We start from the raw sequence: 20498 nt of genomic DNA, 5'->3' as shown, positions 1-20498 counted from the left end.
ACACTCCGCGGGCCCCCGGTAATTCCAGACACAGGAGACAAATGAAATACGAAGCATCGGCCCGATGGGGCCTGAACCGCGTAGTGCTGCCCACGCACAGGACATGGAAGCAGCTGCTGGCGATGGTGACCGTCGCGGGAACGATCGCGGCCTGTGGCGGCGGTGGCGGCAGCGGTGCCGGATTTCCCTTTGTCGTCTCGCCCATGACATCGGCGCCCGTTGCAACAACGCCGCCGGTCGCGATGAAGCCCACCTGCGACGACTCGATCGCCGCCAATTTCAAGCCCGACGCCAACACGTCAGTGCTCGCCGTGCATGCGTTCAAGGCTGGTGACCCGATCGCGCTCTCCGGCACGCCGGCGTCTCCGACGCCGCCGGTCGCGGGCGTGGACATGTGCTTCGTCAAGCTGCTCGTCGGTCCCGGCAACCCCGGAGCCACCGGTGCACCGTCGACTTCGGCGGGCATCGGCATCGAGGTGTGGCTGCCTGCACCGTCGGCGTGGAACCACGTCATTCGCGCGATGGGCAGCGGCGGCTGGGCCGGTGGCACGCACGCCGACCCGGCGCAGATCGGCTCGCGCGCCCAGTTTCTGCCGGCTGTCAACAAGGGCTACGTCGTCGCGGCGTCCGATCACGGCCATGCGCTGCTCAACAACGGCTCTTTCGCGATGAACCCCGACGGCACCATCAACACGGTGCTCTGGCAGGACTTCGCGGAGCGCAGCCTGCACGAGATGGCAGTGAAGACCAAGGCGCTCGCCAAGGCCTACTATGGCGAAGCGCCAACCTATGCCTACTGGGATGGCTTCTCGACGGGCGGACGCCAGGGCTTCAAGCTGGCCCAGAAATATCCGAACGACTTCAACGGCATCCTGGCCGGCGCGCCGGCCTTCAATTGGACAAAGTTCATCACGGCCGAGCTCTACCCGCAGGTGGCGATGCAGCGCGAACTGGGCGCGCCGATGGCCGCGTCGAAGATCGCCCTCGTCAGCGGCGCGGCCGTCACGTCGTGCGACACGCTGGGCCTGGGCTTCCTGGCTGATCCGCTGCAATGCCGTTACGACCCGACGAAGGACGCGAACGTGCTGTGCGCGGGCGTGGCCGGCAACGGCGTGACGGGCGCGAGCGCCAATGCGTCGTGCGTCAGCCTCGCCGAAGCGCGCGTGATCAACCAGATCTGGTACGGACAGACCATCACAGGCACTTTCCCCGATCCCTCGACCGACAACGGCGCCGGCCCCGCGCAAGGCAGTTCCGATCAGCTCTGGTGGGGACTGACGCGCGGGACCAACCTGGCCCTGTCGTTGGCCGGCGCGACGCCGTTCCCGATCGCAACCGACCAGGTGGCGCTGGAGCTCCAGGATCCGGCCTACGCGGGCAACACGTTCACGAATGCGACGGGCAACGGAACCAGCAAGTGGAAGTCGCTCGACTACGCAGCGCTGGCGGCCGCATCCGCACGAGGCGTTGCTTTGCAAAGCGCGTTCAGCAACATCAACACGGACAATCCGGACCTCGGCGCGTGGCGGGATGCGGGCGGAAAGATCTTGACCTATCACGGCCTGGCCGACGACAAGATCATGCCCCAGGGCTCGCTCAACTACTTCTCGCGCGTCGCAGCAACGATGGGCGGAACGGCCGCCGTGCAGACCTTCGATCGACTGTTCCTGATTCCCGGCCTCGCACACGACAGCACATTCTCGACGAGCGCGTCGATAGACCCCTCCACCAACGCGAACCTCGCCGGCGCCAAGGTGCCGCTGCCGCAGTACGTCAACGGCCGCGACGAACTCTTCCTGGCCTTGCGCAACTGGGTGGAGCAAGGCGTTGCACCGATCCGTATCGATGTGAGCTCGGCGGACGGCAGCATCGCCATGCCGCTGTGCATGTATCCGCAGAAGGCGACCTATGCGGGAACTGGGTCGGTCAAGGCCGCTGCCAGCTACGACTGCCGTTAGCCGCGTCCATTTCCTTCTTGCGCTTGACCTTCCATTCCGCGTTGCGCTTCTTCTCCGGCGCGGCGTCGCGGGCCGACCTCTCGTGGCGATCCTTGGTGTCTTGCAAGTGCGTGTCGGGCCGTCTGTGACTGCCTTCTTCCGCAAGACACAAACGGAATGGACAAGCTGGCTGCGCGATAGACAACGGAGGTCACACAATCGAGGGCACATCCACCGATCTCAAACCGATGAAATCAGGGACCTTCCTGTACTTCGCGTACGGCTCCAACATGAGCGCACCACGCCTGCTGGCGGCGGACCGGACGCCCTCCGCCCAATGGATGGGGGCCGCCCGCGTCGCCGGGTACCGTCTGGTCTTTGACAAGGTGGGCAGGGATGGGTCCGGCAAGGCCGACTGTGAACGCACCGGTGCGCCGACGGATGTTGTCCATGGCGCTTTGTTCCGCATTGCCCTCGGCGACCGCCCGGCACTGGATCGCGCCGAGGGCCTTGGCAACGGCTACGATGCCTTCGAAATCGGCGTGGATACCGATTCAGGCGTCGCCTCGGCGCTGACCTACCTGGCAACCAGGAAGGACGCCGCGCTGAGACCTTTCACTTGGTATATGCATCACGTGTTGCACGGCGCCAGGCAATGCGGACTTCCGCCCGCGTATATCGCGGCCATCGAGCGCGTCACGGCCGTTCGTGACCTCGATGCCGTGCGCGAGACCCAGGAGCTTTCCATCTACTCGAAGCGGTGACGCCATCCTGCCGCCCATGGCATTGCGACTTCAAGTCTCGGTCGCCGATGCCGCTTCCACCAAAAAACTGACGAAGGCCTGCGTCCGAGCGCTGCGGCCCTTGCGCGTCGGCACGAGCACCACCACCGGAGCGGCACCGAAGGTCCAGTCAGCCATCACGCGTTCCAGGCGCCCGGCCGCGACCGCCCCAGCCGCATCCCACTGCGAGCGCAGCACGAGGCCCATGCCGTCCTCAGCCCACTGCCGCGCCACGCTGCCATCGTTGGTGATGAACGCGGGGTTGATGCGAAGGGTCTCGCCTTTGCGGCTGCCGCCGACGGAACGCACGTGCCACAGCGCCATGTCCTCGTCGTTCTCGCGGATGCAGATGCACGAGTGGTAGGCCAGGTCCGAAGGGCTGCGCGGCGTGCCGTGCTCTCGAAGATAGGCAGGACTCGCGCACAGCCATCGCTCGTTGGCTGCCAGGGGATGTGCCACCCAGGATGAGTCCCTGACCGTCCCGACGTGCACCACGGCATCGGAATCGTGCCGGTCCGGCCAGGGGGTCTCGCGCAGGTCGAGTTGCAGGCGCAAGCCGGGGTGCAGGCGCGAGAACCGGGAGAGCACCGGCGCGACATGCGTGCGTCCATACCCGAAAGGCGCGGCGATTCTCAGCGTGCCCGTCAGCCGCTTGTCATCGGCCTGCAGGGATTCGCGCAGGCTGTCGAACTTCTGCAGAAGCTCGTACGCCTCGCGGCCGAACCGTTCGCCTTCGGAGGTCAACTGCAACTTGCGCGCGGTGCGATGGGCCAGGGCCAGGCCGAGCGTCGCTTCCAGCTTGCGCAGCCGCATCGACAAGGCCGGGGGCGTCACGCCCAGCGAACGCGCTGCGGCACTGAGAGAGCGTTCGCGCAGCAGCGCGGCGGCCAGTCGGAGGTCTTCGATCTGCATTGTTCACTTCATCTTAACTATTGATGACGCAAGAGTGAAGAACGCAAAGCGGTTGCCGGACCTACAGTGGCCGCATGCAAGATGCCTCCACCGCCGTCGCCACGGGCGACCATTACCCCCGCGCCGTGCTGTTCGATCTGCTCACCGCGCTGCTCGACTCCTGGAGCGTCTGGAACGCTGCTGCGGGCTCCGAACCCATGGGCCGTCGTTGGCGCGCGGAATACCTGCGGCTGACGTATGGCTGCGGCGCTTACGTGCCCTACGAAGACCTCGTGCGCCAAGCCGCCGCCACCGTGGGGCTGCCCGCACGTGCACCCGAGTCGCTGGAAGACCATTGGGATGAACTGCCTGTCTGGAACGGGGCGACCGAACTCCTGCGGGCGCTCGGGCCGCACTGCAAGCTGGGCGTGGTGACCAACTGCTCGCGCGCGTTGGGCGCGCGTGCCGCAGCCCGGTTGGGCATCGACTGGGACGTGGTTGTCAGCTCCGAGGAAGCGGGCTTCTACAAGCCGGACCCTCGGCCCTACCGACTGGCGCTGGATCGGCTGGGCGTGGCGCCACGAGACGCCGCATTCGTTGCCGGGTCGGGCTACGACATGTTCGGCACCGCCAGCGTCGGACTGCGGACTTACTGGCACAACCGCGTGGGGTTGCCGCGTCCCCAGGGCGCACCGCCCGCAGAGATTGAATCGCCCACGCTGGAGGGCGCGCTGGCATGGCTGCGGACCTTCCGCCTTGCCGCTTCCTGATCGCCTCTTTTCCATTCACGACATTGCCATGAAACTCTCGATACGCCTGATCGCCGGCCTTGCGGCCTTGTGTGCCACTTTGTTGACCGCACCGGCCGCCATGGCCGATACAGCGTTCCCCACCCATGCGGTGACTCTGATCGTTCCGTTCCCGGCCGGCGGCCCCAGCGATGCGCTGGCACGTGCCGTGGCACAGAAGATGGGGGAGAACCTGGGCCAGCCGATCGTCATCGAGAACCTGGGAGGCGCCAACGGCGTCATCGGGCTGACCAAGGCCATCAAGGCCAACGCCGATGGCTACACCATCGCCTTCGGAGGCATCGGCACGCATGTGGCCAACGTCGCCCTCTACAAGAAGCTCGCCTATGACCCTGTTGCGGATTTCGCGCCGATCGGCCCTGCGGGCGCGGCGCCCATGCTGCTCCTGGCCCGTGCCGACCTTCCGGCCGGCAACCTGCGCGAGTTCGTTGCCTGGGTGGCGAAGAACAAGGACAAGGCCTCGTACGGGAGCGCGGGTGTCGGCTCCATCTCGCACTACGGCTGCGTGCTGCTGCTGTCGTCCATCGGTCAGAACGTCACCCACATCCCCTACAAGGGCGTGGCTCCCGCAGCCAATGACCTCATGGGTGGCCAGACCGATTTCATGTGCGACCAGACCACGACCGCGCTGCCGCAGATTGCCGGCGGGCGCATCAAGGCCATCGCCGTTCTATCGAAGACCCGCCTGGCGCAGTTGCCCCGGACCGGCACGGCAACCGAAGCCGGCTATCCGCTGGATGTGCGCTCCTGGAACGCATTCTTCGCCCCGCGCGGCACGCCGCAGCCTGTGCTGGCCCGGTTGACCAGCGCGTTGCAACATGCGGTTGCCGACACCGCGCTGCGCCAACAGATGGAAGGATTGGGCGTCGAGCTGCCGAAGCCCGCCGATACCACGCCCGCCGCCGTCAGCGGCCTCATCGCGCGTGGCATCCGCGAGGACGTACCGGCGCTCAAGGCCAAGGGCGACTACCTCGACTGAAGCGAACACCATGCAAGACACTCTCGCCACTCTGGACACACCCGCGGCCCTCATTTCGCTGCGGCGGATGCAGCACAACATCGCACGCATGCAGGCACGCGCCGATGCGCTGGGCGTGCGCCTTCGCCCGCACGTCAAGACCACCAAATGCGCCCATGTGGTCGCAGCGCAGCGCGATGCCGGTGCGAGCGGCATCACCGTCTCGACCTTGAAAGAGGCCGAACAGTTTTTCTCGCAGGGCGTCGCCGACATCCTCTATGCCGTCGGCATGGCGCCGCACCGGCTGGCCCATGCGCTGGCCTTGCGCCAGCGAGGCTGCGCGCTTCAGATCCTGACCGACAGCGTCGAAGGCGCGCAGGCCATCGTCGACTTCGGCCGCGAACACGAGCATGCCTTCGAAGTGCTCGTCGAGATCGATACGGATGGCCATCGCTCCGGCATCGAGCCGGAAGATGAGCGTCTGCTGGAAGTGGGCCGCGTGCTGCACGAGGGCGGCATGCGTCTGGCTGGCGTGCTGACGCATGCGGGGTCCAGCTACGAGCTGAACACGCCGCAGGCGATCGCGGACCTGGCCGAGCAGGAGCGCGCTGGCTGCGTGCGGGCCGCAGAGCGGCTGCGCAGCGCCGGGCTGCCGTGCCCCGTCGTCTCGGTGGGGTCCACGCCGACGGCGCTGGAGGCCCGATCGCTGGAAGGCGTGACCGAACTGCGCGCCGGCGTCTACGTGTTCTTCGACCTGGTGATGCGCAATGTCGGCGTGTGCAGCGAAGAGGACATCGCGCTGAGCGTGCTCACCACCGTCATCGGTCACCAGGCCGACAAGGGCTGGGCCATCGTCGATGCGGGCTGGATGGCGATGAGCCGCGACACGGGCACGGCCAGGCAGCAACGCGACTACGGCTACGGCCAGGTCTGCACCCTGGATGGACAACCCCTCGAGGGCTATCTGCTGTCGGCCGCCAACCAGGAGCACGGCATCGTCTCGCACGAGGGTCCGGTGGACACCGACATCGTCAGCCGTTTCCCCATGGGGACACGGCTGAGGATATGGCCCAACCACGCATGCGCCACCGGTGCGCAGTTTCCCGAATACCACGCACTGGCCGAGGACGGCTCCGTGCAGACCTGGGGACGCTTTCATGGCTGGTGACGACGCCGCTCTGCCTGGCAGTTCGCCCGGCCCGGTCCCTGTCGAGGTTCCTTCGCTCGCCGAGCCGGGCGGCCACTACAGCCATGCCTGCACGGGTGGCGGATGGGTTTTCATCTCGGGCCAGCTTCCCATCGCGCCCGATGGCACGCGCAGGGTCGATGCCTCGTTCGAGGACCAGGCCGTGCAGGTTCTGGCGAACGTGCGGGAGGCCCTGCTGGCGGCCGGTTCAGGCGTCGACCGCCTGGTGCAGGTGCGGGTCTATGTGGACGACATCGCCAACTGGCCGGCCTTCGACAGGCTGTACCGGCAGTGGGCCGGAAGCTCGCGTCCCGCGCGGGCTGTCATCCCGACGGGGTCGCTTCATTTCGGCCTCAAGGTGGAAATGGAGGCCACCGCGCTCTTGTGAGAGTCAGCCACCCCCCAGCGGCTTGGCGCTCTTGAGGCCCTGCACCGTCTGCAGCAGCACCACGCGCGTCTGCCCCAGCACCATGCCCTTCCATTCGTCGTTGTCGCAATAGAAGGCATCGCGCACGCCCTGGCGGATGGCGCGCTGCTGTTCGGGCGGGGCTTCGGGATGGCGGCGCAGCCAGGTGTCGGCGCGCAGGCGGGTCAGCACTTCCTGGTCGGGGAGGGTGCCGAACTCCAGGCCCATCGTCGTCGCGCTGGCTTGCGGGCATTCGTCGTAGACCGCCGAGACCACCGGCCCCGATACGTCGGCCGAAGCCGACTGGCCGTCGAAGGGCGCGAAGACGTCGGCGCCCCACCAGGCGTGCGCGAGCGCGATGTCGGCCGGCGCATTGCGGCCCGGATAGATCTTCTCGCCGTGGCCGTAGGGACCGAGGCCAGTGTGGATGTCGATCCAGCCGATGTGGCGGGCCCGGGCGCCGTACTTGCGCAGGATGCCGCGCACCGTGCGGTTGCTCCATGCCGGCGCCTGGCCGCCATAGAACAGGCCGTCGGGCGAGTGGTATTGACCGGCCGTCACCGCGGCGCGGAAGGCGCGCATGCCGTGCTGCGCGATGTAGGCGGCCAGTGCCGCGTCGTCCTCGGCCGTGGGCGGCCAGCTGGCCGGCAGCACGAGGGCTTCGACGCCGTCATAGGCGGTGTTGGCCGGCGGCGGCGCATCGAAGGCGATGTGGTTGCGGTTCAGGTCGACGTTGTCCTCGTTGGTGCGGTGCAGGTGCGAGAAGCCATGCGGATTGACCGCATGGATCAGCAGCAGCGCGATGTTCGCCTGCGCGAGGCGCGACAGCAGGTCGGCATCGTTCAGCGTCGCGATCTGGCAGCCCGAGCCGCAGAAGCCCTCGGGGCCGTGCGTGCCGGAGGTGACGATCAGCAGCTTGTCCGCGTCCGGCGTGCCGAGGCAGGCGACATCGATGGCCAGCGTTTCGCCGGCGGCGCCTTGATGGCCTTCGAGAACGAAGGATTCGATGCCCGCGCCGCGCCCGGCGGCGGCATCGAGGAACTTGCGCCGTGCTTCGGCATAGGTGCCCGAGAAATGGCGGGTGGCAGACGTGCTGTACATGGTCGGTCCTCGAAACGGTTCAGTGAGCGGGTTGGTGGGCGCCGGCGGCATCGATGTCCTTGCCGGTGAAGTCCTCGAGCCACAGCAGGCCCAGCAGCGACACCAGCGTCATCGCGAGCAGGTACCAGGCCGGCGCCAGCTTGTTGCCGGTGGCGTTGAGCAGCCAGGCGCTGATGAAGGGCGAGAAGCCGCCGAACAGCGCGACGCCCACGCTGTAGACCAGCGACATGCCGCTGGCGCGCACATGCTTGGGGAACATCTCGGGCAGCATCGTGATGCCCGGCACCGTCTGCATGACCAGCAGCGAGCTCAGCACGCCGACCACGGTGAACAGCACGGCCGGCGTGGGCGATGCATTGAGCCAGAAGAAGCCCGGATAGATCAGCACCAGCAGCGCCACGCGGGCCCAGACGATCAGCGACTTGCGCCCGGCGCGATCGGACCAGCGGCCGATGAAGGGCGCCAGCCCGAAGGACAGCAGCCCGACCAGCGCGGCACCGAACAACGCCACTGGCGGCGGCAGGCCGAGTTCGCGGATTGCGTAGGTGGGCATGTAGAAGGTCACGACATAGGCCGCGACGGTGCCGCCGATGGTGGTGAGGATGCCGGCGAGCACGGTCTTGCCGTGGTCGCCGCAGACCTCGGCGAGGCTGCTGCGGCGCGGTGCCGCGCCGGCCGGCTCGTCCTTGATCTCGAGCGATTCCTCGAGGTGGCGGCGGATGTACATGCCGACGGGTGCGATCAGCATGCCGAGAAAGAAGGGCACGCGCCAGCCCCAGCTTTCCATGCCCTGCGGTCCGAGCACGGTCGACAGGATGCCCACCACCACGGCGCCGATCAGGATGCCCAGGCCCTGGCTGGCGAATTGCCAGCTTGCCATGTAGCCGCGGTTGACCGGTGTCGCGTGCTCGACCAGCAGCGTGGTGGAGGCGCCGACTTCGCCGCCCGCCGAGAAGCCCTGGATGAGCCGCGCCGCCACGATCAGCAGCGGCGCCGCGACGCCGATCTGCGCATAGGTCGGCGCGAAGGCGATCATGGCGCAGCCCAGCGCCATCATGAAGATCGTCAGCGTCATCGCCTTCTTGCGCCCCACGCGGTCGGCGTAGGCGCCGATCATGATGCCGCCCAGCGGCCGCATGATGAAGCCGACCCCGAAGCTCGCCACCGTCAGCAGCAGCTGGCCGTAGGCATTGAAGGTCGGGAAGAAGAGCTTGCCGATCACCAGCGCGAGAAAGCCGTAGACCGTGAAGTCGAAGAATTCCAGCGCATTGCCGATGGTGGTCGCAGCGATGGTCTGGCGCCGGCTGAGGCGCGTGCGGGTGAGGGTCATCGAGGTCCTGTGTCGTGGGGTTGTCGCGCCGGGATGCTAGAGAGTCGGCTCGCACATGAAAAGACAATAATTGGGTGGTTACGATAACTTTTGGTTTTCATGAAACCCAATCAACTGCTGGCCTTCGTCGCGGTGGTCGAACAGATGAGCATCCGCGGCGCGGCGCGCGCGCTCGGCATCTCGCAGCCCGCGGTGACCAAGATCGTGCGCGAGCTGGAGCGCGAGGTCGGCGCGCCGCTGGTCGAACGCAGCGTGAAGGGCGTGCGGCTCACCGAATACGGTGAGGCCTTCGCACCGCGCGCGCGCCTGCTGCTGGCGGACATGCGCCGTGCGCGCGACGAGATCGCGCAGATCCGCGACGGCGCCACCGGCAAGGTCGCGGTCGCGGTCAGCACCTCCTTCGCGCTCACGGTGCTGCCGGTGGCGTTCAAGGAATTCCATGCGCGCCTGCCGGCCGTCGCGGTGCATTTCAGCGAGGCGGTGCTGCCCTGGATGCTCTCGCGCCTGCGCGACGGCAATCTCGACTTCGCCGTCGCCCACGTGGTGCCCGGCACGCTGAGCGAGGACTTCGAGAGCACCGAGCTCTATCCCGTGCAACTCGTGGTCGGTGCGCGCGCCCGCCATCCGCTGCGCCACTGCGGTTCGCTGCGCCTGCTGCATGCGGCCGAATGGGTGCTGCCCGGCGATGGCGATCTCGACCGCGAATCGGTGGCGCCGCTGTTCTCGCCGCTCGGGATGGCGCCGCCTGCGCGCGTGATCCAGGGTCAGTCAGTGACAGTGGCGCTCGGCCTGGTCGGCCACATGGACCTGGTGGGATTGTTCGTCGAGCCGCTCGTCGGCCTCGCGTTCAGGAACCACGGCATCAAGCGCTTGGAGATCAAGGAAAAGCTGCCGGCGCTGCGCGTCTGCGTGATCCGGCGCAAGGGCGATCGGCTGACGCCGGCGGCGCGGCAGTTCGTTGAATGCATCCAGCGTGCATCGGCAGCGCCAGGTCTGCACGCGGGCAGCGTCAGGGATGGCGCTTGAACGACGGCCTGTCCACGCGCGCCGCGACGCTCACTCGCTGAAGCGATAGGAAAAGCCCGCGCGTACGACCGCGCCGCCGCCACTGTCCGTGATACCCATGCCGAGGCTGTACCGCATGCGCGCATCGGATGCGACGTGGATCAGCCCGATCGCGATCGCACCGTAGCCGTGGTACGAGCCGATGCCCGCGAAGCCTGCGGTCTCGCCTGCCTTGAGTTCGGGGGCGCTCTCCGCGAGCGCCGCGGACATCGCCACGCCGCGGTATGCATTGGCTGCCACGGACTGCAGCTGGTTGACGTTCACCGCATCGGTGCCCGATGTTCCCGGTGCGAGGTTGGTGATCTGCCGCTCGGCGCCCAGGTTGCCGACCGACACGGTATTGGGGCGTGTCGCCACTGTGCTGTCCCCCAGCGCCACGCTGTTCGTGGCGATGGCTGCCGCCCCCGCACCGTAGGCCGCGGACTGCGGTGCGAAGGCCTGGGCGTCGCGTCCGATGGCGATGCCGCCGGCTGCGCCCGGCGCAACGCTCGACTGCGCGCCGATGGCAATGGCCGCAGGCGCCGACGTTGCAATCATCGAGTTGAAGCCGATGGCAACGCCGCCCGGCGAAGCGACACCGGCCCGCGCACCGCCGACGAATGCGCCATCGGCGGCGGCCGAGGCCTGGTAGCCGATCACCGTGTCGAGCGTGTGCGCCTGGCTGCCATTGCCGATGGCGACCGCGCCTGCTGCAGCCGCGGTCGATGCGTTGCCGATCGAAATCGAGTCGTCTCCGCTCGCGGTGCTTGTCGCGCCGACGGCGATCGAACGCGTGCCCGTTGCCAGGGCCGAGTTGCCCACCGCGACGGTGCCGGCTTGTGTCGCGCGTGAACCCGTGCCAAGGGCGCTGGCGTCCGCCGCAGTGGCCTGGGCGGCTTGGCCGATGGCCAATGTGTTCTCGGCGCCGGCGAGGCTCGATTGGCCGATCGCTGTGGCAGCCGCAGCCGTGGCCTCGGCGCCTTGCCCGTTGGCGGTGGCCTTCGGACCTGTGGCTCGAGCGCGCTGCCCGCTGGCGGTAGCCTGGGCGTTGGAGGCCAGGCTGTCCTGGCCCATGGCAGTCGAATCGGTGCCGCTGGCATGTGCGCCATACCCGAGCGCGGAGGCATTGGCCTGGGTCGCCAAGGCGCCGGATCCGACGGCGGTCGCGCCGGCACTGGTGGCCTGTGCGCCTGCGCCGACTGCTGTAGTGTCGTTTTCCGTTGCCCTTGCAGCGGTGCCGAGGGCAGTGGAAGTGGCTGTACTGGCGATGCTGGCGTTGCCGATGGCAATGGCATCGGGGTCGCCGGTTTGTGCCGGCGCGTGGCCGCTTCCACCGAGGCCGGACACCGCGCCGCCGCCGAGCGTGATGCCCGGTGCGTAGGTCGTGCCATCAGGGTTGCCGAGGCGGATCTGCCCTCCCAGGGCGGAGATGCCTTGCGCCGCATCGAGCGAGTTGGCCGATACGGCGCCTGCCGCGTCGAGCTGGCCCGCCACGGCGAGCTTGTTGTTGAAGATCGAATCGCCCGTGACGTTCGTGCCGCCGGCCGAGACTTGCACGGTGCCGACGAATTTCTGGTCGCAGCTGGGCAGGCCGCGTGCCTTGGCGTCGAGGTTGGTCAATTCTGTGTTGTCGACCTCGGCTTTGATGGCGACGCCTACACCTGCCGCATTGACCGCCGCGGCCGCGACCTGGGCGGCGACGCCGGCATCCACGGCACTGGTGACGATGACGGTGGAGTCCGCTGCCAATTCGAGACCCAGACCCACGATATCGGCGGCTACCGCCGCAGCCTGGGTGGCCAGCAGAGCGGCGGAATCACCGTTGATCGTCTGTTCGACGGCGACCATTCGATTGTCCAGCTGTTGCGCGCACCTCGCGCCGCCATTGAGGTCGGTCTGGTTCGTGCTCGGTGTGACCGATGGCGGCGTCGCGACGGGCGCCTTGGGCGTCGATGCGATGTTGGCGGCGTTCGCGTCGATCGTGCCGAAACCTGCGTTCAAGGCAAGCAGCACGAGCAAGGTGCGAGTGCGCCTCGAGCGCCCGCGGGAGATGGGAGAAAGATTTCGCGGCCTCGCGGCGACGTCGCAGATGTTGTCCATGCCTGGAAAGTCCTGATGTTTCGAAATACTGCGACGCGCGTGACGCAATGCGCCTGCGCTGCAACAATTCGTCAGGGTTGCGCGGCATTAATGCCGCTGTCAGACCTTCGCGCGGCCTCAGCCCACATCCTTCGCCCAGCGCTTCGCCACCGCATCCGCGTCGTCCTCGAAGCAGATTTCCGCCGCGCGCACAGACTCACCGTTCGCCATTTCTGCGGTAACTTCGGGGCCATGTCACTTCCTCCCATCGAAATCGAAACCGGCCCGAACCCGACGGCCACCGTCCTCGTCATGCACGGCCTGGGCGCCGACGGCAATGACTTCGTGCCGATCGCCAATGAACTCGACTTGGGCCGTGTCGGTCCGGTGCGCTTCGTGTTTCCCAATGCGCCGGTGATTCCCGTCACCATCAACGGCGGCTATGCGATGCCGGCCTGGTACGACATTGTGGGAACCGATCTCGTCAAGCGGGAGGACGAAGCCGGGCTGCGCCGCTCCCAGGCGGCCATCGAAGCCCTGATCGCGAACGAGAAGGCGCGCGGCATTCCCGCCCGCCGGATCGTCATCGCCGGCTTCTCCCAAGGCTGCGCGATGGCGTTGATGACCGGCCTGCGCCATGCCGAGCGCCTGGCCGGCATCGTCGGCCTCTCGGGCTATCTGCCGCTGGCCGCGACCACCGCCGCCGAGCGCCATGCGTCCAACCGGGACACGCCCATTTTCCTGGCCCACGGCCAGCGCGACGGCGTGGTGGTGATCCCGCGCGCCATCGCCACGCGCGATGCGCTGACGGCGCTCGGCTACGCCGTCGAGTGGCACGAATATCCGATGGAGCATTCGGTCTGCATGGAGGAAATCGCCGATCTGAACCGCTTCCTGCTGCGCGTGCTGGGCTGAGATTTGCGGCCATTCCAGCCCGCCTGCGAGTCTTTTGCGCCCGTGCTACCTTCCAGCCCCACAAAGAACGATGGGTCATACGAACATGAGCAAACTGAAGGAGCGCCTCGACGCGCTCTCGCCCGCGAGGCTGAAGGGAGTCCGGCGAGGGATCGAGAAGGAAAGCCTGCGCGCCCAGCCTGACGGCAAGCTGGTGATGACGCCGCATCCGGCGGCGCTCGGCTCGGCGCTCACGCATCCGCACATCACGACCGACTTCAGCGAATCGCAGCTCGAACTCATCACCGGTGCCCACACGACGGTCGAGGCCGCCCTGGAAGAACTCACGCGCGTGCACCAGTTCACCTACCGCGTGCTGGCGCAGGCCGGCGACGAAAGGCTGTGGGTCTCGAGCATGCCCTGCGGCCTGCCACCCGACGAGACCATTCCGATCGGCCGCTACGGCTCGTCCAATGTCGGGCGCGCCAAGAGCGTCTACCGCATGGGCCTGAGCCATCGCTACGGCCGGCGCATGCAGACCATCTCGGGCATCCACTACAACTGGTCGATGCCCGACGTGTCGAGCGAACAGTACTTCGCGCTGATCCGCAACTTCCGCCGCCACGCCTTCCTGCTGCTCTACCTGTTCGGCGCCTCGCCGGCGCTGTGTTCGACCTTCGTCGACGGCCGGCCGCACGAACTGCTGCCGCTGGGCGAAGGCAGCATGCACATGCCGCACGGCACCTCGCTGCGCATGGGCCGGCTGGGCTACCAGAGCGAGGCGCAGGCCTCGCTGGCCGTGAGCTACAACAGCCTGGACGGCTACGGCGCCTCGCTGCAGGATGCGCTCACGCGGCCCTGGCCGGCCTACGAGGCGATCGGCATCCGCAACCTCGGCGGCGACTACAACCAGCTCGCCACCAGCCTGCTGCAGATCGAGAACGAGTTCTACGGCACCATCCGGCCCAAGCGCGTGATCTATCCCGGCGAGCGGCCGCTGCATGCGCTGCGCGAGCGCGGCGTGGAATACGTCGAGGTACGCCTGATGGACCTCGATCCCTTCGAGCCCGTCGGCATCACGGCCGAGACCATGCGCTTCATCGACGTGTTCCTCCTGCATTGCCTGCTGGCCGACAGTCCGCCCGACACGCGCGAGGAGATCGCCGAACTCGCGCACAACCAGCATCTCACCGCCGCGCGCGGGCGCGAGCCCGGCCTGCATCTGCAGCGCGGCGGGCGCGACCTCAAGCTGGTGGCGTGGGGTGCCGAATTGCTGGAGCAGTTCGGGCCCATCGCGGCCGCGCTCGATGCCGTGCACGGCGGCAATGCGCATGCCGAGGCGGTGCGCGCCGCCGAAGCGGCCCTGCACGCGCCGGCGATCCTGCCTTCGGCACGGGTGCTGGAGGCGATGGCGAAGACGCACGGCAATTCCTTCATCGACTTCGTGCGCGCGCAGTCCGCGCAGACCCGCGAGACGCTGCTGGCGCTGCCCTTGTCGGCCGAGGCGGAGGTCGAGTTCGAGCGCGCCACGCTGGTGTCGATCGCGGCCCAGAAGCGCATCGAGGAGACCGACACGATGCCCTTCGAGGTCTATCGCGAGCAGTACGTCTCGCCCGCGCGGCTCGGCTTCAAGAACCACTGGTCCGAGGTGCCGGCGGCGGTGGCCCAGGGCACCGCCTGAGCGCGCGGCGGCGATTCGGGTAGGTCCGCGCCTACCTTCATTGGTCGACATGGCCCACCGCGGCGAAGCGAGCGGGTTGCATGATGGCGTCATCCATCCCGACAGTTCGCAGTCCCTTGATCGACCGCCCCATGACTTTCAAGACCTATCTGGTCGAAGACAACGCAGTGATCCGTGAGAACCTGGTCGGCTTCCTCGAGGACATCGCCGACGCCACGGTGGTCGCGCATGCCAGCGGGGAAAGCGAAGCGGTGGCATGGCTGGGATCGCACCGCGACAGCTGGGACATGGCCATCGTCGACCTGTTCCTGCAGGAGGGCAACGGGCTCGGGGTGGTCGATGCGTGCCGCAGGCGGGCGGCCCATCAGAAGGTCGTCGTGCTGAGCAACTACGCCACGCCCGACATGCGTGCCCGCTCCAAGGCGCTGGGCGCCGACGCCTTCTTCGACAAGTCGGCGGAGATCGATCTGCTGCTCGACTACTGCGAGAAGATGAGTCGCCGGCACGACTGAAGCCGCACGCCTTGCGGGCCGGGCGCCTGCTTTCTGAGGTAAAACGCCACGCGTCATCGACTTCGGAAAGCAATCATTCCATGAGCAGCATCGACTTCAACGGCCGCGTGGCCATCGTGACCGGCGCCGGGGGCGGCCTGGGTCGCCAGCATGCGCTGGCATTGGCCGCGCGCGGCGCCCGGGTTCTGGTCAACGACCTCGGCGGCGCGCGCGACGGCTCCGGCGGCTCGGTGAGCGCGGCACAGGCCGTGGTCGACGAGATCCGGGCGGCCGGCGGCGAGGCCATCGCCAACGGCGCCTCGGTCACCGACTTCGAGGCCGTGCAGGCGATGGTGCAGCAGGCGGTCGATGCATGGGGCCGGGTCGACATCCTCGTCAACAATGCCGGGATCCTGCGCGACAAGAGCTTCGCCAAGATGGAGCTCGCCGATTTCCGGCTGGTGCTCGACGTGCACCTGATGGGCGCCGTCCATTGCACCAAGGCCGTGTGGCCGGTCATGAATGCGCAGAAGTACGGCCGCATCGTGATGACCACCTCATCGTCGGGCCTCTACGGCAACTTCGGCCAGAGCAACTACGGCGCGGCCAAGATGGCGCTCGTCGGACTCATGCAGACGCTCAGCATCGAAGGCGCGAAGAACGACATCCGCGTCAACTGCCTCGCGCCCACCGCCGCGACGCGCATGACCGAGGACCTGATGCCCGAGGACGTGCTCGCCGCGCTCCAGCCCGAAGCCGTGGTGCCCGCAATGCTGGTGCTGGCCGCGCAGGACGCGCCCAACCGCACCATCCTCTGCGCCGGCGCCGGCACCTTCGAGGCCGCGCACATCACGCTGACGAACGGCGCTTGGATCGGCCTCGACACCGATGCGCCCGAGCAGCTCGCAGAGCGCCTGGCCGAGGTGACCGGCCGCAGCGGCGAGATCGTGCCGCAGAGCGGCGCGGCCCAGGGCAGCAACGAGGTCGGCAAGGCGATGGCGCGGCGCCGCGGCTGAGCGCCGTCCCGCGGGTCATTCGGCGACCGCGCCGCCATCCTTGCGGATCGAATCGCGGTCGCGGTGGTTGTTGAGACGGCCGAGTGCGCTGTCGAGCGCCCGCTTGAGCTTGTCGGATGCGCCGCGAAAGGCCTCGTCGAGATTCGGCGCATGCTGCGTCACCGCCACCGGCTGGTGATGGACGAGGCGGGCCTCCATCACGCAGCGCCTGGCGCCGCCGCCGCTGGCGTCGTGGTTCTCGTCGCTCAGGTGAATCTCGACGCGCGTCACGTCGGCTGCGAAACGGCCCAGTGTCTGGCGGATTTCGCCGTCGGCCCAGCGCTCCAGGGCGTCCTTGTTCTCGATGCCGTTGCTGGTGTTGACTTGAATCTGCATGCGTTGTCCTTTTCGCGTCGTTGAGCACAATGCGACTTTGCGCCCATAACGGCCGGCTGTGCGTAAGCATTTGGACCAGCGTGCCGGTGCACGAAGGCCGACGGCCCGCCCGGTCCGGTGACGCGGCGATAGCCCCTTGGCCTACACGCTGAAGTGCCGGGGCTGCGGTAGTTTCGGCGTGTGCCCATTCCGGCACGCCAGAATCAATGAGGAAAGCCAAATGAAGAAGATCCTGTTCGCACTCGCCGCATGCGCCCTGGTGTCGGGTACCGCGCTGGCCCAGCCGGCGCCGTCTTCGCAGCGCAGCACCGTCGTCGTCGATCGCGCGGACGTGGTGCCGGTTCGCTGGGAGCACCGGCGTCATCGGCGCTGGGTTCCGCCGCATTGGCAGCACGGCCATCGCGTGCCCGGTCACTACGTCTGGCGCTGAGCACCGCGTAGCGGGCGGGGCGCCCGCCCTGGCTGCGGCGACAATCCGTAGCCAATCCGAAAGAAAGAACGCCCCGATGGCCATCCAGTGGTTCCCCGGTCACATGCACCTGACCCAGAAGGCCATCGCCGAGCGGGTCAAGGACATCGACGTCGTCATCGAGCTTCTCGATGCACGGCTGCCGGGCTCCAGCGCGAACCCGATGCTGGCCGATCTCACCGGCCACAAGCCGGGCCTCAAGGTGCTCAACAAGCAGGACCTGGCCGACCCGGAACGCACCGCGCTCTGGCTCGCGCACTACAACGACCGGCCCGCCACGCGGGCCATCGGGCTGGATGCCAGCCAGACCACGCCCGCGCGCCGGCTGATCGACGCCTGCCATGAACTCGCGCCCTCGCGCGGTGGCATGGCCAAGCCGATGCGGGTGCTGATCTGCGGCATTCCCAACGTCGGCAAATCCACGCTCATCAACACGCTGATCGGCGGGCGCAAGGCGAAGACCGGCGACGAGGCCGGCATCACCAAGCTCGAGCAGCGCATCACGCTGGCTGACGACTTCTACCTGTGGGATACGCCGGGCATGCTGTGGCCGCGCATCATCGTCGCCAAGAGCGGCTACAACCTGGCCGCCAGCGGCGCCATTGGCCGCAATGCCTTCGATGAGGAAGAGGTGGCGCTGGAGCTGCTCGACGCCCTGAGGCAGCACTATGCCGCCCTGGTGCAGGCGCGCTTCAGCCTCGATGCGGTCGATGGCCTGACCGACGAGCGGCTGCTGGAAGCCATCGGCCGCAAGCGCGGCGCGCTGCTCGGGCAAGGGCGCGTCAACCTCCAGAAGGCGGCCGAGATCGTGATGAACGAATTCCGCAGCGGCAAGCTCGGACGCATCACGCTCGAGACGCCGCAGGAGTTCGCCGCCTGGGTGGCCGCCGGGGAATTGCTGGAAGCCGAGCGCCGCGCGAAGAAGGAAGCGCGGGCGCAGAAGAAGCATCCGCGGCCCGACCGCGGTGCGCCGCCGGCGGCGCCGTCCGGCGCGGACTGAGCGGCGTTCGATGGCCTACAACGTCGTCCAGCCGTGCGTGACGGCGATCTTCAGCAGCTCCGCTGCGGAGTCCACGCCGAGCTTGCGGCGCAGGCTGAAGCGGTGCGTCTCGACCGTGCGCACGCTGATGTCGAGCTCCTTCGCGACCACCTTGTTGCTGCGCCCATGGGCCAGCAGCACCAGCACCTCGTGCTCGCGCGCGGTGAGCTGCGGCACGTCCGAGCCCGACTGCGCCGCCAGCCCCGAGACCTGGGCGCTGAAATAGCGGCCGCCCACGCACACCGCGCCGATGGCGGCCAGGATCTCCTCGGTCGGCGATTCCTTCAGCACGTAGCCGAGCGCGCCGGCGCGGATCGCGCTCTGCACGTACTCGCGGTTGTCGTACATGCTGAGCATCAGCACGCGGATCGACGGATGCCGTGCGCGCAAGGCGGTGGCCAGCTCGATCCCGTTCATGCCGCGCATGCCGACGTCGATCAGCATCAGGTCCGGCACCAGCGACTCGGCCAGCTGCAGCGCCTCGGCGCCGCTGGCGGCCTCGCCGACCACCTGCAGATGCGGCACCACCGCCAGGCGCGCGCACAGCCCGTCGCGCACCAGCGCGTGGTCGTCGACGAGCACCAGCCGGATCCGGGGCAGGGCGGTCTCTGCGTTCATGCCGCACCCGTCAGCGGAAAGCTCGCGGTCAGCGAGGTGTGGCCCGGACGGGACTCCATGTGGAAGGTGCCGCCGTTGCGCTCCACGCGTTCGCGCATGTTGGTCAGGCCGATGCCGCGGTCCTTGCTGAGCTCGACGTGCTGCACGTCGAAGCCGCGGCCGTCGTCGGTGATGCGCAGCGCGAGCCGGTCGCCGGCATCGTCGAGGCGGATGTCGATGCGGCTGGCCTGTGCGTGCCGTTCCGCATTCCGCAGCGCCTCCTGCGCGACGCGGAACAGGCTCACCGCCTGGAGTTCGGACAGCCGTTCCTCGTTCAGGTGCGGCGACACCTGCACCTTCAGGCCGCTGCGCTCGGCGAGTTCGTTGCCGATGTGTTCCAGCGCGGCCGGCAGGCCGAGGTCGTCGAGCAGCGCCGGCCGCAGGTCGTGGGAGATGCGGCGCACTTCGCCGATCGCCTGCGACAAGGCGCCGAGTTCGGTGTCGATCGCCGTCACCGGTTCGTCGCCCGGATGGGCCAGCCGGTGGCCGATCAGCTCGAAGCGGTACTTGATCGACACCAGCAACTGGCAGATGTGGTCGTGCAGTTCGCGCGAGACGCGGGCCCGTTCCTCCTCCTGCGAGCTGACGACGCGGTGCGCCAGTGCCTTGAGCTTGCGGTCGGCCTGGCGCTGCTCGCTGATGTTCAGCACCAGGCCGCCGGCGAACACCGCGAGCGCCGCGAGCACGGCCACGGCCGCCAGGCCGAGCAGCGTCTGGCGCACGCTCGCCAAAAGGTTGCCGCGCAGGCGCGCCGCCGCTGCATCGACGTCGTCGATGTAGATGCCGGTGCCCAGCATCCAGCCCCAGCGCGGCAGCTCGACCGAGTAGCCGAGCTTGCGTTCGACGCGGCCGTTCGAAGGCTTCGGCCAGAGGTAGCGCGTGAAGCCGCCGCCCTCGTGCGCACGGGCGATCAGCTCGCGGATCATGTAGGTGCCGTCGGCATCGCGCCGGTCCCAGAGGTTCTGGCCGATCAGGTCCGGCTGGCGCGGATGCACGAGGCACAGGCCCTCGCGGTCGTAGACGTAGAAGTAGCCGTCGTTGCCGAAGTTCATGCTCGACAGGATGGCCTTGGCCTGTTCCTTGGCCGCCTCGTCGTCGCGGCCGGCGCCGTACAGGTTGTCGATCGAGGTCAGTGCCAGGGCGACGTAGTTGCGCAGCTCCTCGCGCTTGGCAGTGAGCAGGGCGTCTTCCAGCACCTGCGACTGCTGCCGCTCGAGGTGCTGCGTCTCCACGCCCAGCAGTCCGCCGATCAGCACGATCGCCAGCAGCAGCGGCGCCACCGCCAGCAGGAGAAGCTTGGCCTTCGGTTTCATGGCGGCGATTGTGATCGCCGCGGCGCCGGATGAGCGTCAC

General features: G+C 68.1%; 20 protein-coding genes. 13 read left to right on the top strand and 7 right to left on the bottom strand.

Annotated elements, in window-relative coordinates; all coding sequences use genetic code 11:
• Positions 1-41: 41 nt before the first annotated feature.
• Positions 42-1958 carry a tannase/feruloyl esterase family alpha/beta hydrolase gene (locus E5P2_RS16930; RefSeq protein WP_232080728.1) on the top strand — a complete coding sequence of 639 codons (1917 nt, stop codon included), beginning with the start codon at positions 42-44 and terminating at the stop codon, positions 1956-1958.
• A 227-nt stretch (positions 1959-2185) separates the two neighbouring features.
• Positions 2186-2701, top strand: a complete 516-nt coding sequence (locus E5P2_RS16925) for a gamma-glutamylcyclotransferase family protein (protein ID WP_162568280.1) — start codon at positions 2186-2188, stop codon at positions 2699-2701.
• 30 nt (positions 2702-2731) lie between these two features.
• Here E5P2_RS16925 and E5P2_RS16920 read toward each other — a convergent pair whose 3' ends face one another.
• Positions 2732-3631: a LysR family transcriptional regulator gene (locus E5P2_RS16920; protein WP_162568279.1), complete on the bottom strand. Its 900-nt coding sequence runs from the start codon at positions 3629-3631 to the stop codon at positions 2732-2734.
• A 74-nt stretch (positions 3632-3705) separates the two neighbouring features.
• Between E5P2_RS16920 and E5P2_RS16915 the strand changes: the two genes are divergently transcribed.
• From E5P2_RS16915 to E5P2_RS16900, 4 genes are read left to right on the top strand one after another with little or no spacing between them, the layout of a single operon-like run.
• Positions 3706-4380 carry an HAD family hydrolase gene (locus E5P2_RS16915; RefSeq protein ID WP_162568278.1) on the top strand — a complete coding sequence of 225 codons (675 nt, stop codon included), beginning with the start codon at positions 3706-3708 and terminating at the stop codon, positions 4378-4380.
• Positions 4381-4408: 28 nt separating this feature from the next.
• Positions 4409-5398, top strand: a complete 990-nt coding sequence (locus E5P2_RS16910; protein WP_162568277.1) for a tripartite tricarboxylate transporter substrate-binding protein — start codon at positions 4409-4411, stop codon at positions 5396-5398.
• Between the two features lie 10 nt (positions 5399-5408).
• Entirely contained in the window at positions 5409-6545 is a 1137-nt protein-coding gene (locus tag E5P2_RS16905; protein WP_162568276.1) for a DSD1 family PLP-dependent enzyme, read from the top strand.
• Positions 6535-6951 carry a RidA family protein gene (locus E5P2_RS16900; protein ID WP_162568275.1) on the top strand — a complete coding sequence of 139 codons (417 nt, stop codon included), beginning with the start codon at positions 6535-6537 and terminating at the stop codon, positions 6949-6951. Before E5P2_RS16905 ends, E5P2_RS16900 begins: the two co-directional genes overlap by 11 nt.
• Before the next feature lie 3 nt (positions 6952-6954).
• Here the strand turns inward: E5P2_RS16900 and E5P2_RS16895 are convergent, their stop codons facing one another.
• Together E5P2_RS16895 and E5P2_RS16890 are read right to left on the bottom strand one after the other, a co-directional pair.
• Positions 6955-8070, bottom strand: coding sequence for a M14 family metallopeptidase (locus E5P2_RS16895; RefSeq protein WP_162568274.1), 1116 nt, complete (start codon positions 8068-8070; stop codon positions 6955-6957).
• A 19-nt stretch (positions 8071-8089) separates the two neighbouring features.
• The gene (locus E5P2_RS16890) at positions 8090-9400 is read right to left on the bottom strand and encodes an MFS transporter (RefSeq protein WP_162568273.1); all 1311 of its coding nucleotides are present in this window, start codon (positions 9398-9400) and stop codon (positions 8090-8092) included.
• Between the two features lie 99 nt (positions 9401-9499).
• On the opposite strand from E5P2_RS16890, the gene E5P2_RS16885 reads away from it, so the two are divergent.
• Positions 9500-10426, top strand: coding sequence for a LysR substrate-binding domain-containing protein (locus E5P2_RS16885; RefSeq protein WP_162568272.1), 927 nt, complete (start codon positions 9500-9502; stop codon positions 10424-10426).
• 30 nt (positions 10427-10456) lie between these two features.
• On the opposite strand, the gene E5P2_RS16880 is transcribed toward E5P2_RS16885, so the two are convergent.
• Complete coding sequence (locus tag E5P2_RS16880; protein ID WP_232080727.1) at positions 10457-12445, bottom strand: YadA family autotransporter adhesin; 1989 nt, start codon at positions 12443-12445, stop codon at positions 10457-10459.
• A gap of 330 nt (positions 12446-12775) precedes the next feature.
• On the opposite strand from E5P2_RS16880, the gene E5P2_RS16875 reads away from it, so the two are divergent.
• The 4 genes from E5P2_RS16875 (at position 12776) to E5P2_RS16860 (ending at position 16605) form a co-directional block, all read left to right on the top strand.
• Positions 12776-13438 carry an alpha/beta hydrolase gene (locus tag E5P2_RS16875; RefSeq protein WP_162570525.1) on the top strand — a complete coding sequence of 221 codons (663 nt, stop codon included), beginning with the start codon at positions 12776-12778 and terminating at the stop codon, positions 13436-13438.
• A gap of 85 nt (positions 13439-13523) precedes the next feature.
• Positions 13524-15098, top strand: coding sequence for a glutamate--cysteine ligase (gene gshA / locus E5P2_RS16870; protein WP_232080726.1), 1575 nt, complete (start codon positions 13524-13526; stop codon positions 15096-15098).
• Positions 15099-15229: 131 nt separating this feature from the next.
• Complete coding sequence (locus tag E5P2_RS16865; protein ID WP_162568269.1) at positions 15230-15610, top strand: response regulator; 381 nt, start codon at positions 15230-15232, stop codon at positions 15608-15610.
• A gap of 80 nt (positions 15611-15690) precedes the next feature.
• Entirely contained in the window at positions 15691-16605 is a 915-nt protein-coding gene (locus E5P2_RS16860; protein WP_162568268.1) for an SDR family NAD(P)-dependent oxidoreductase, read from the top strand.
• A 15-nt stretch (positions 16606-16620) separates the two neighbouring features.
• On the opposite strand, the gene E5P2_RS16855 is transcribed toward E5P2_RS16860, so the two are convergent.
• Complete coding sequence (locus tag E5P2_RS16855) at positions 16621-16980, bottom strand: HPF/RaiA family ribosome-associated protein (RefSeq protein ID WP_162568267.1); 360 nt, start codon at positions 16978-16980, stop codon at positions 16621-16623.
• 220 nt (positions 16981-17200) lie between these two features.
• Here E5P2_RS16855 and E5P2_RS16850 point away from each other — a divergent pair, with 220 nt between their 5' ends.
• Positions 17201-17410, top strand: a complete 210-nt coding sequence (locus tag E5P2_RS16850) for a hypothetical protein (RefSeq protein WP_162568266.1) — start codon at positions 17201-17203, stop codon at positions 17408-17410.
• 76 nt (positions 17411-17486) lie between these two features.
• Positions 17487-18449, top strand: coding sequence for a ribosome biogenesis GTPase YlqF (ylqF, locus tag E5P2_RS16845; protein ID WP_162568265.1), 963 nt, complete (start codon positions 17487-17489; stop codon positions 18447-18449).
• Between the two features lie 15 nt (positions 18450-18464).
• Here ylqF and E5P2_RS16840 read toward each other — a convergent pair whose 3' ends face one another.
• On the bottom strand, positions 18465-19106 hold the full coding sequence (locus E5P2_RS16840) for a response regulator (protein ID WP_162568264.1): 642 nt from the start codon (positions 19104-19106) through the stop codon (positions 18465-18467).
• Positions 19103-20458 (bottom strand): cache domain-containing protein, encoded by a 1356-nt coding sequence (locus tag E5P2_RS16835; RefSeq protein WP_162568263.1) that lies wholly within the window; start codon positions 20456-20458, stop codon positions 19103-19105. Before E5P2_RS16835 ends, E5P2_RS16840 begins: the two co-directional genes overlap by 4 nt.
• Positions 20459-20498: the final 40 nt, after the last annotated feature.

Source organism: Variovorax sp. SRS16 (assembly GCF_901827165.1).
Classification (GTDB): Bacteria; Pseudomonadota; Gammaproteobacteria; order Burkholderiales; family Burkholderiaceae_C; genus Variovorax.
This window is presented reverse-complemented; position numbering and strand designations above follow the sequence as displayed.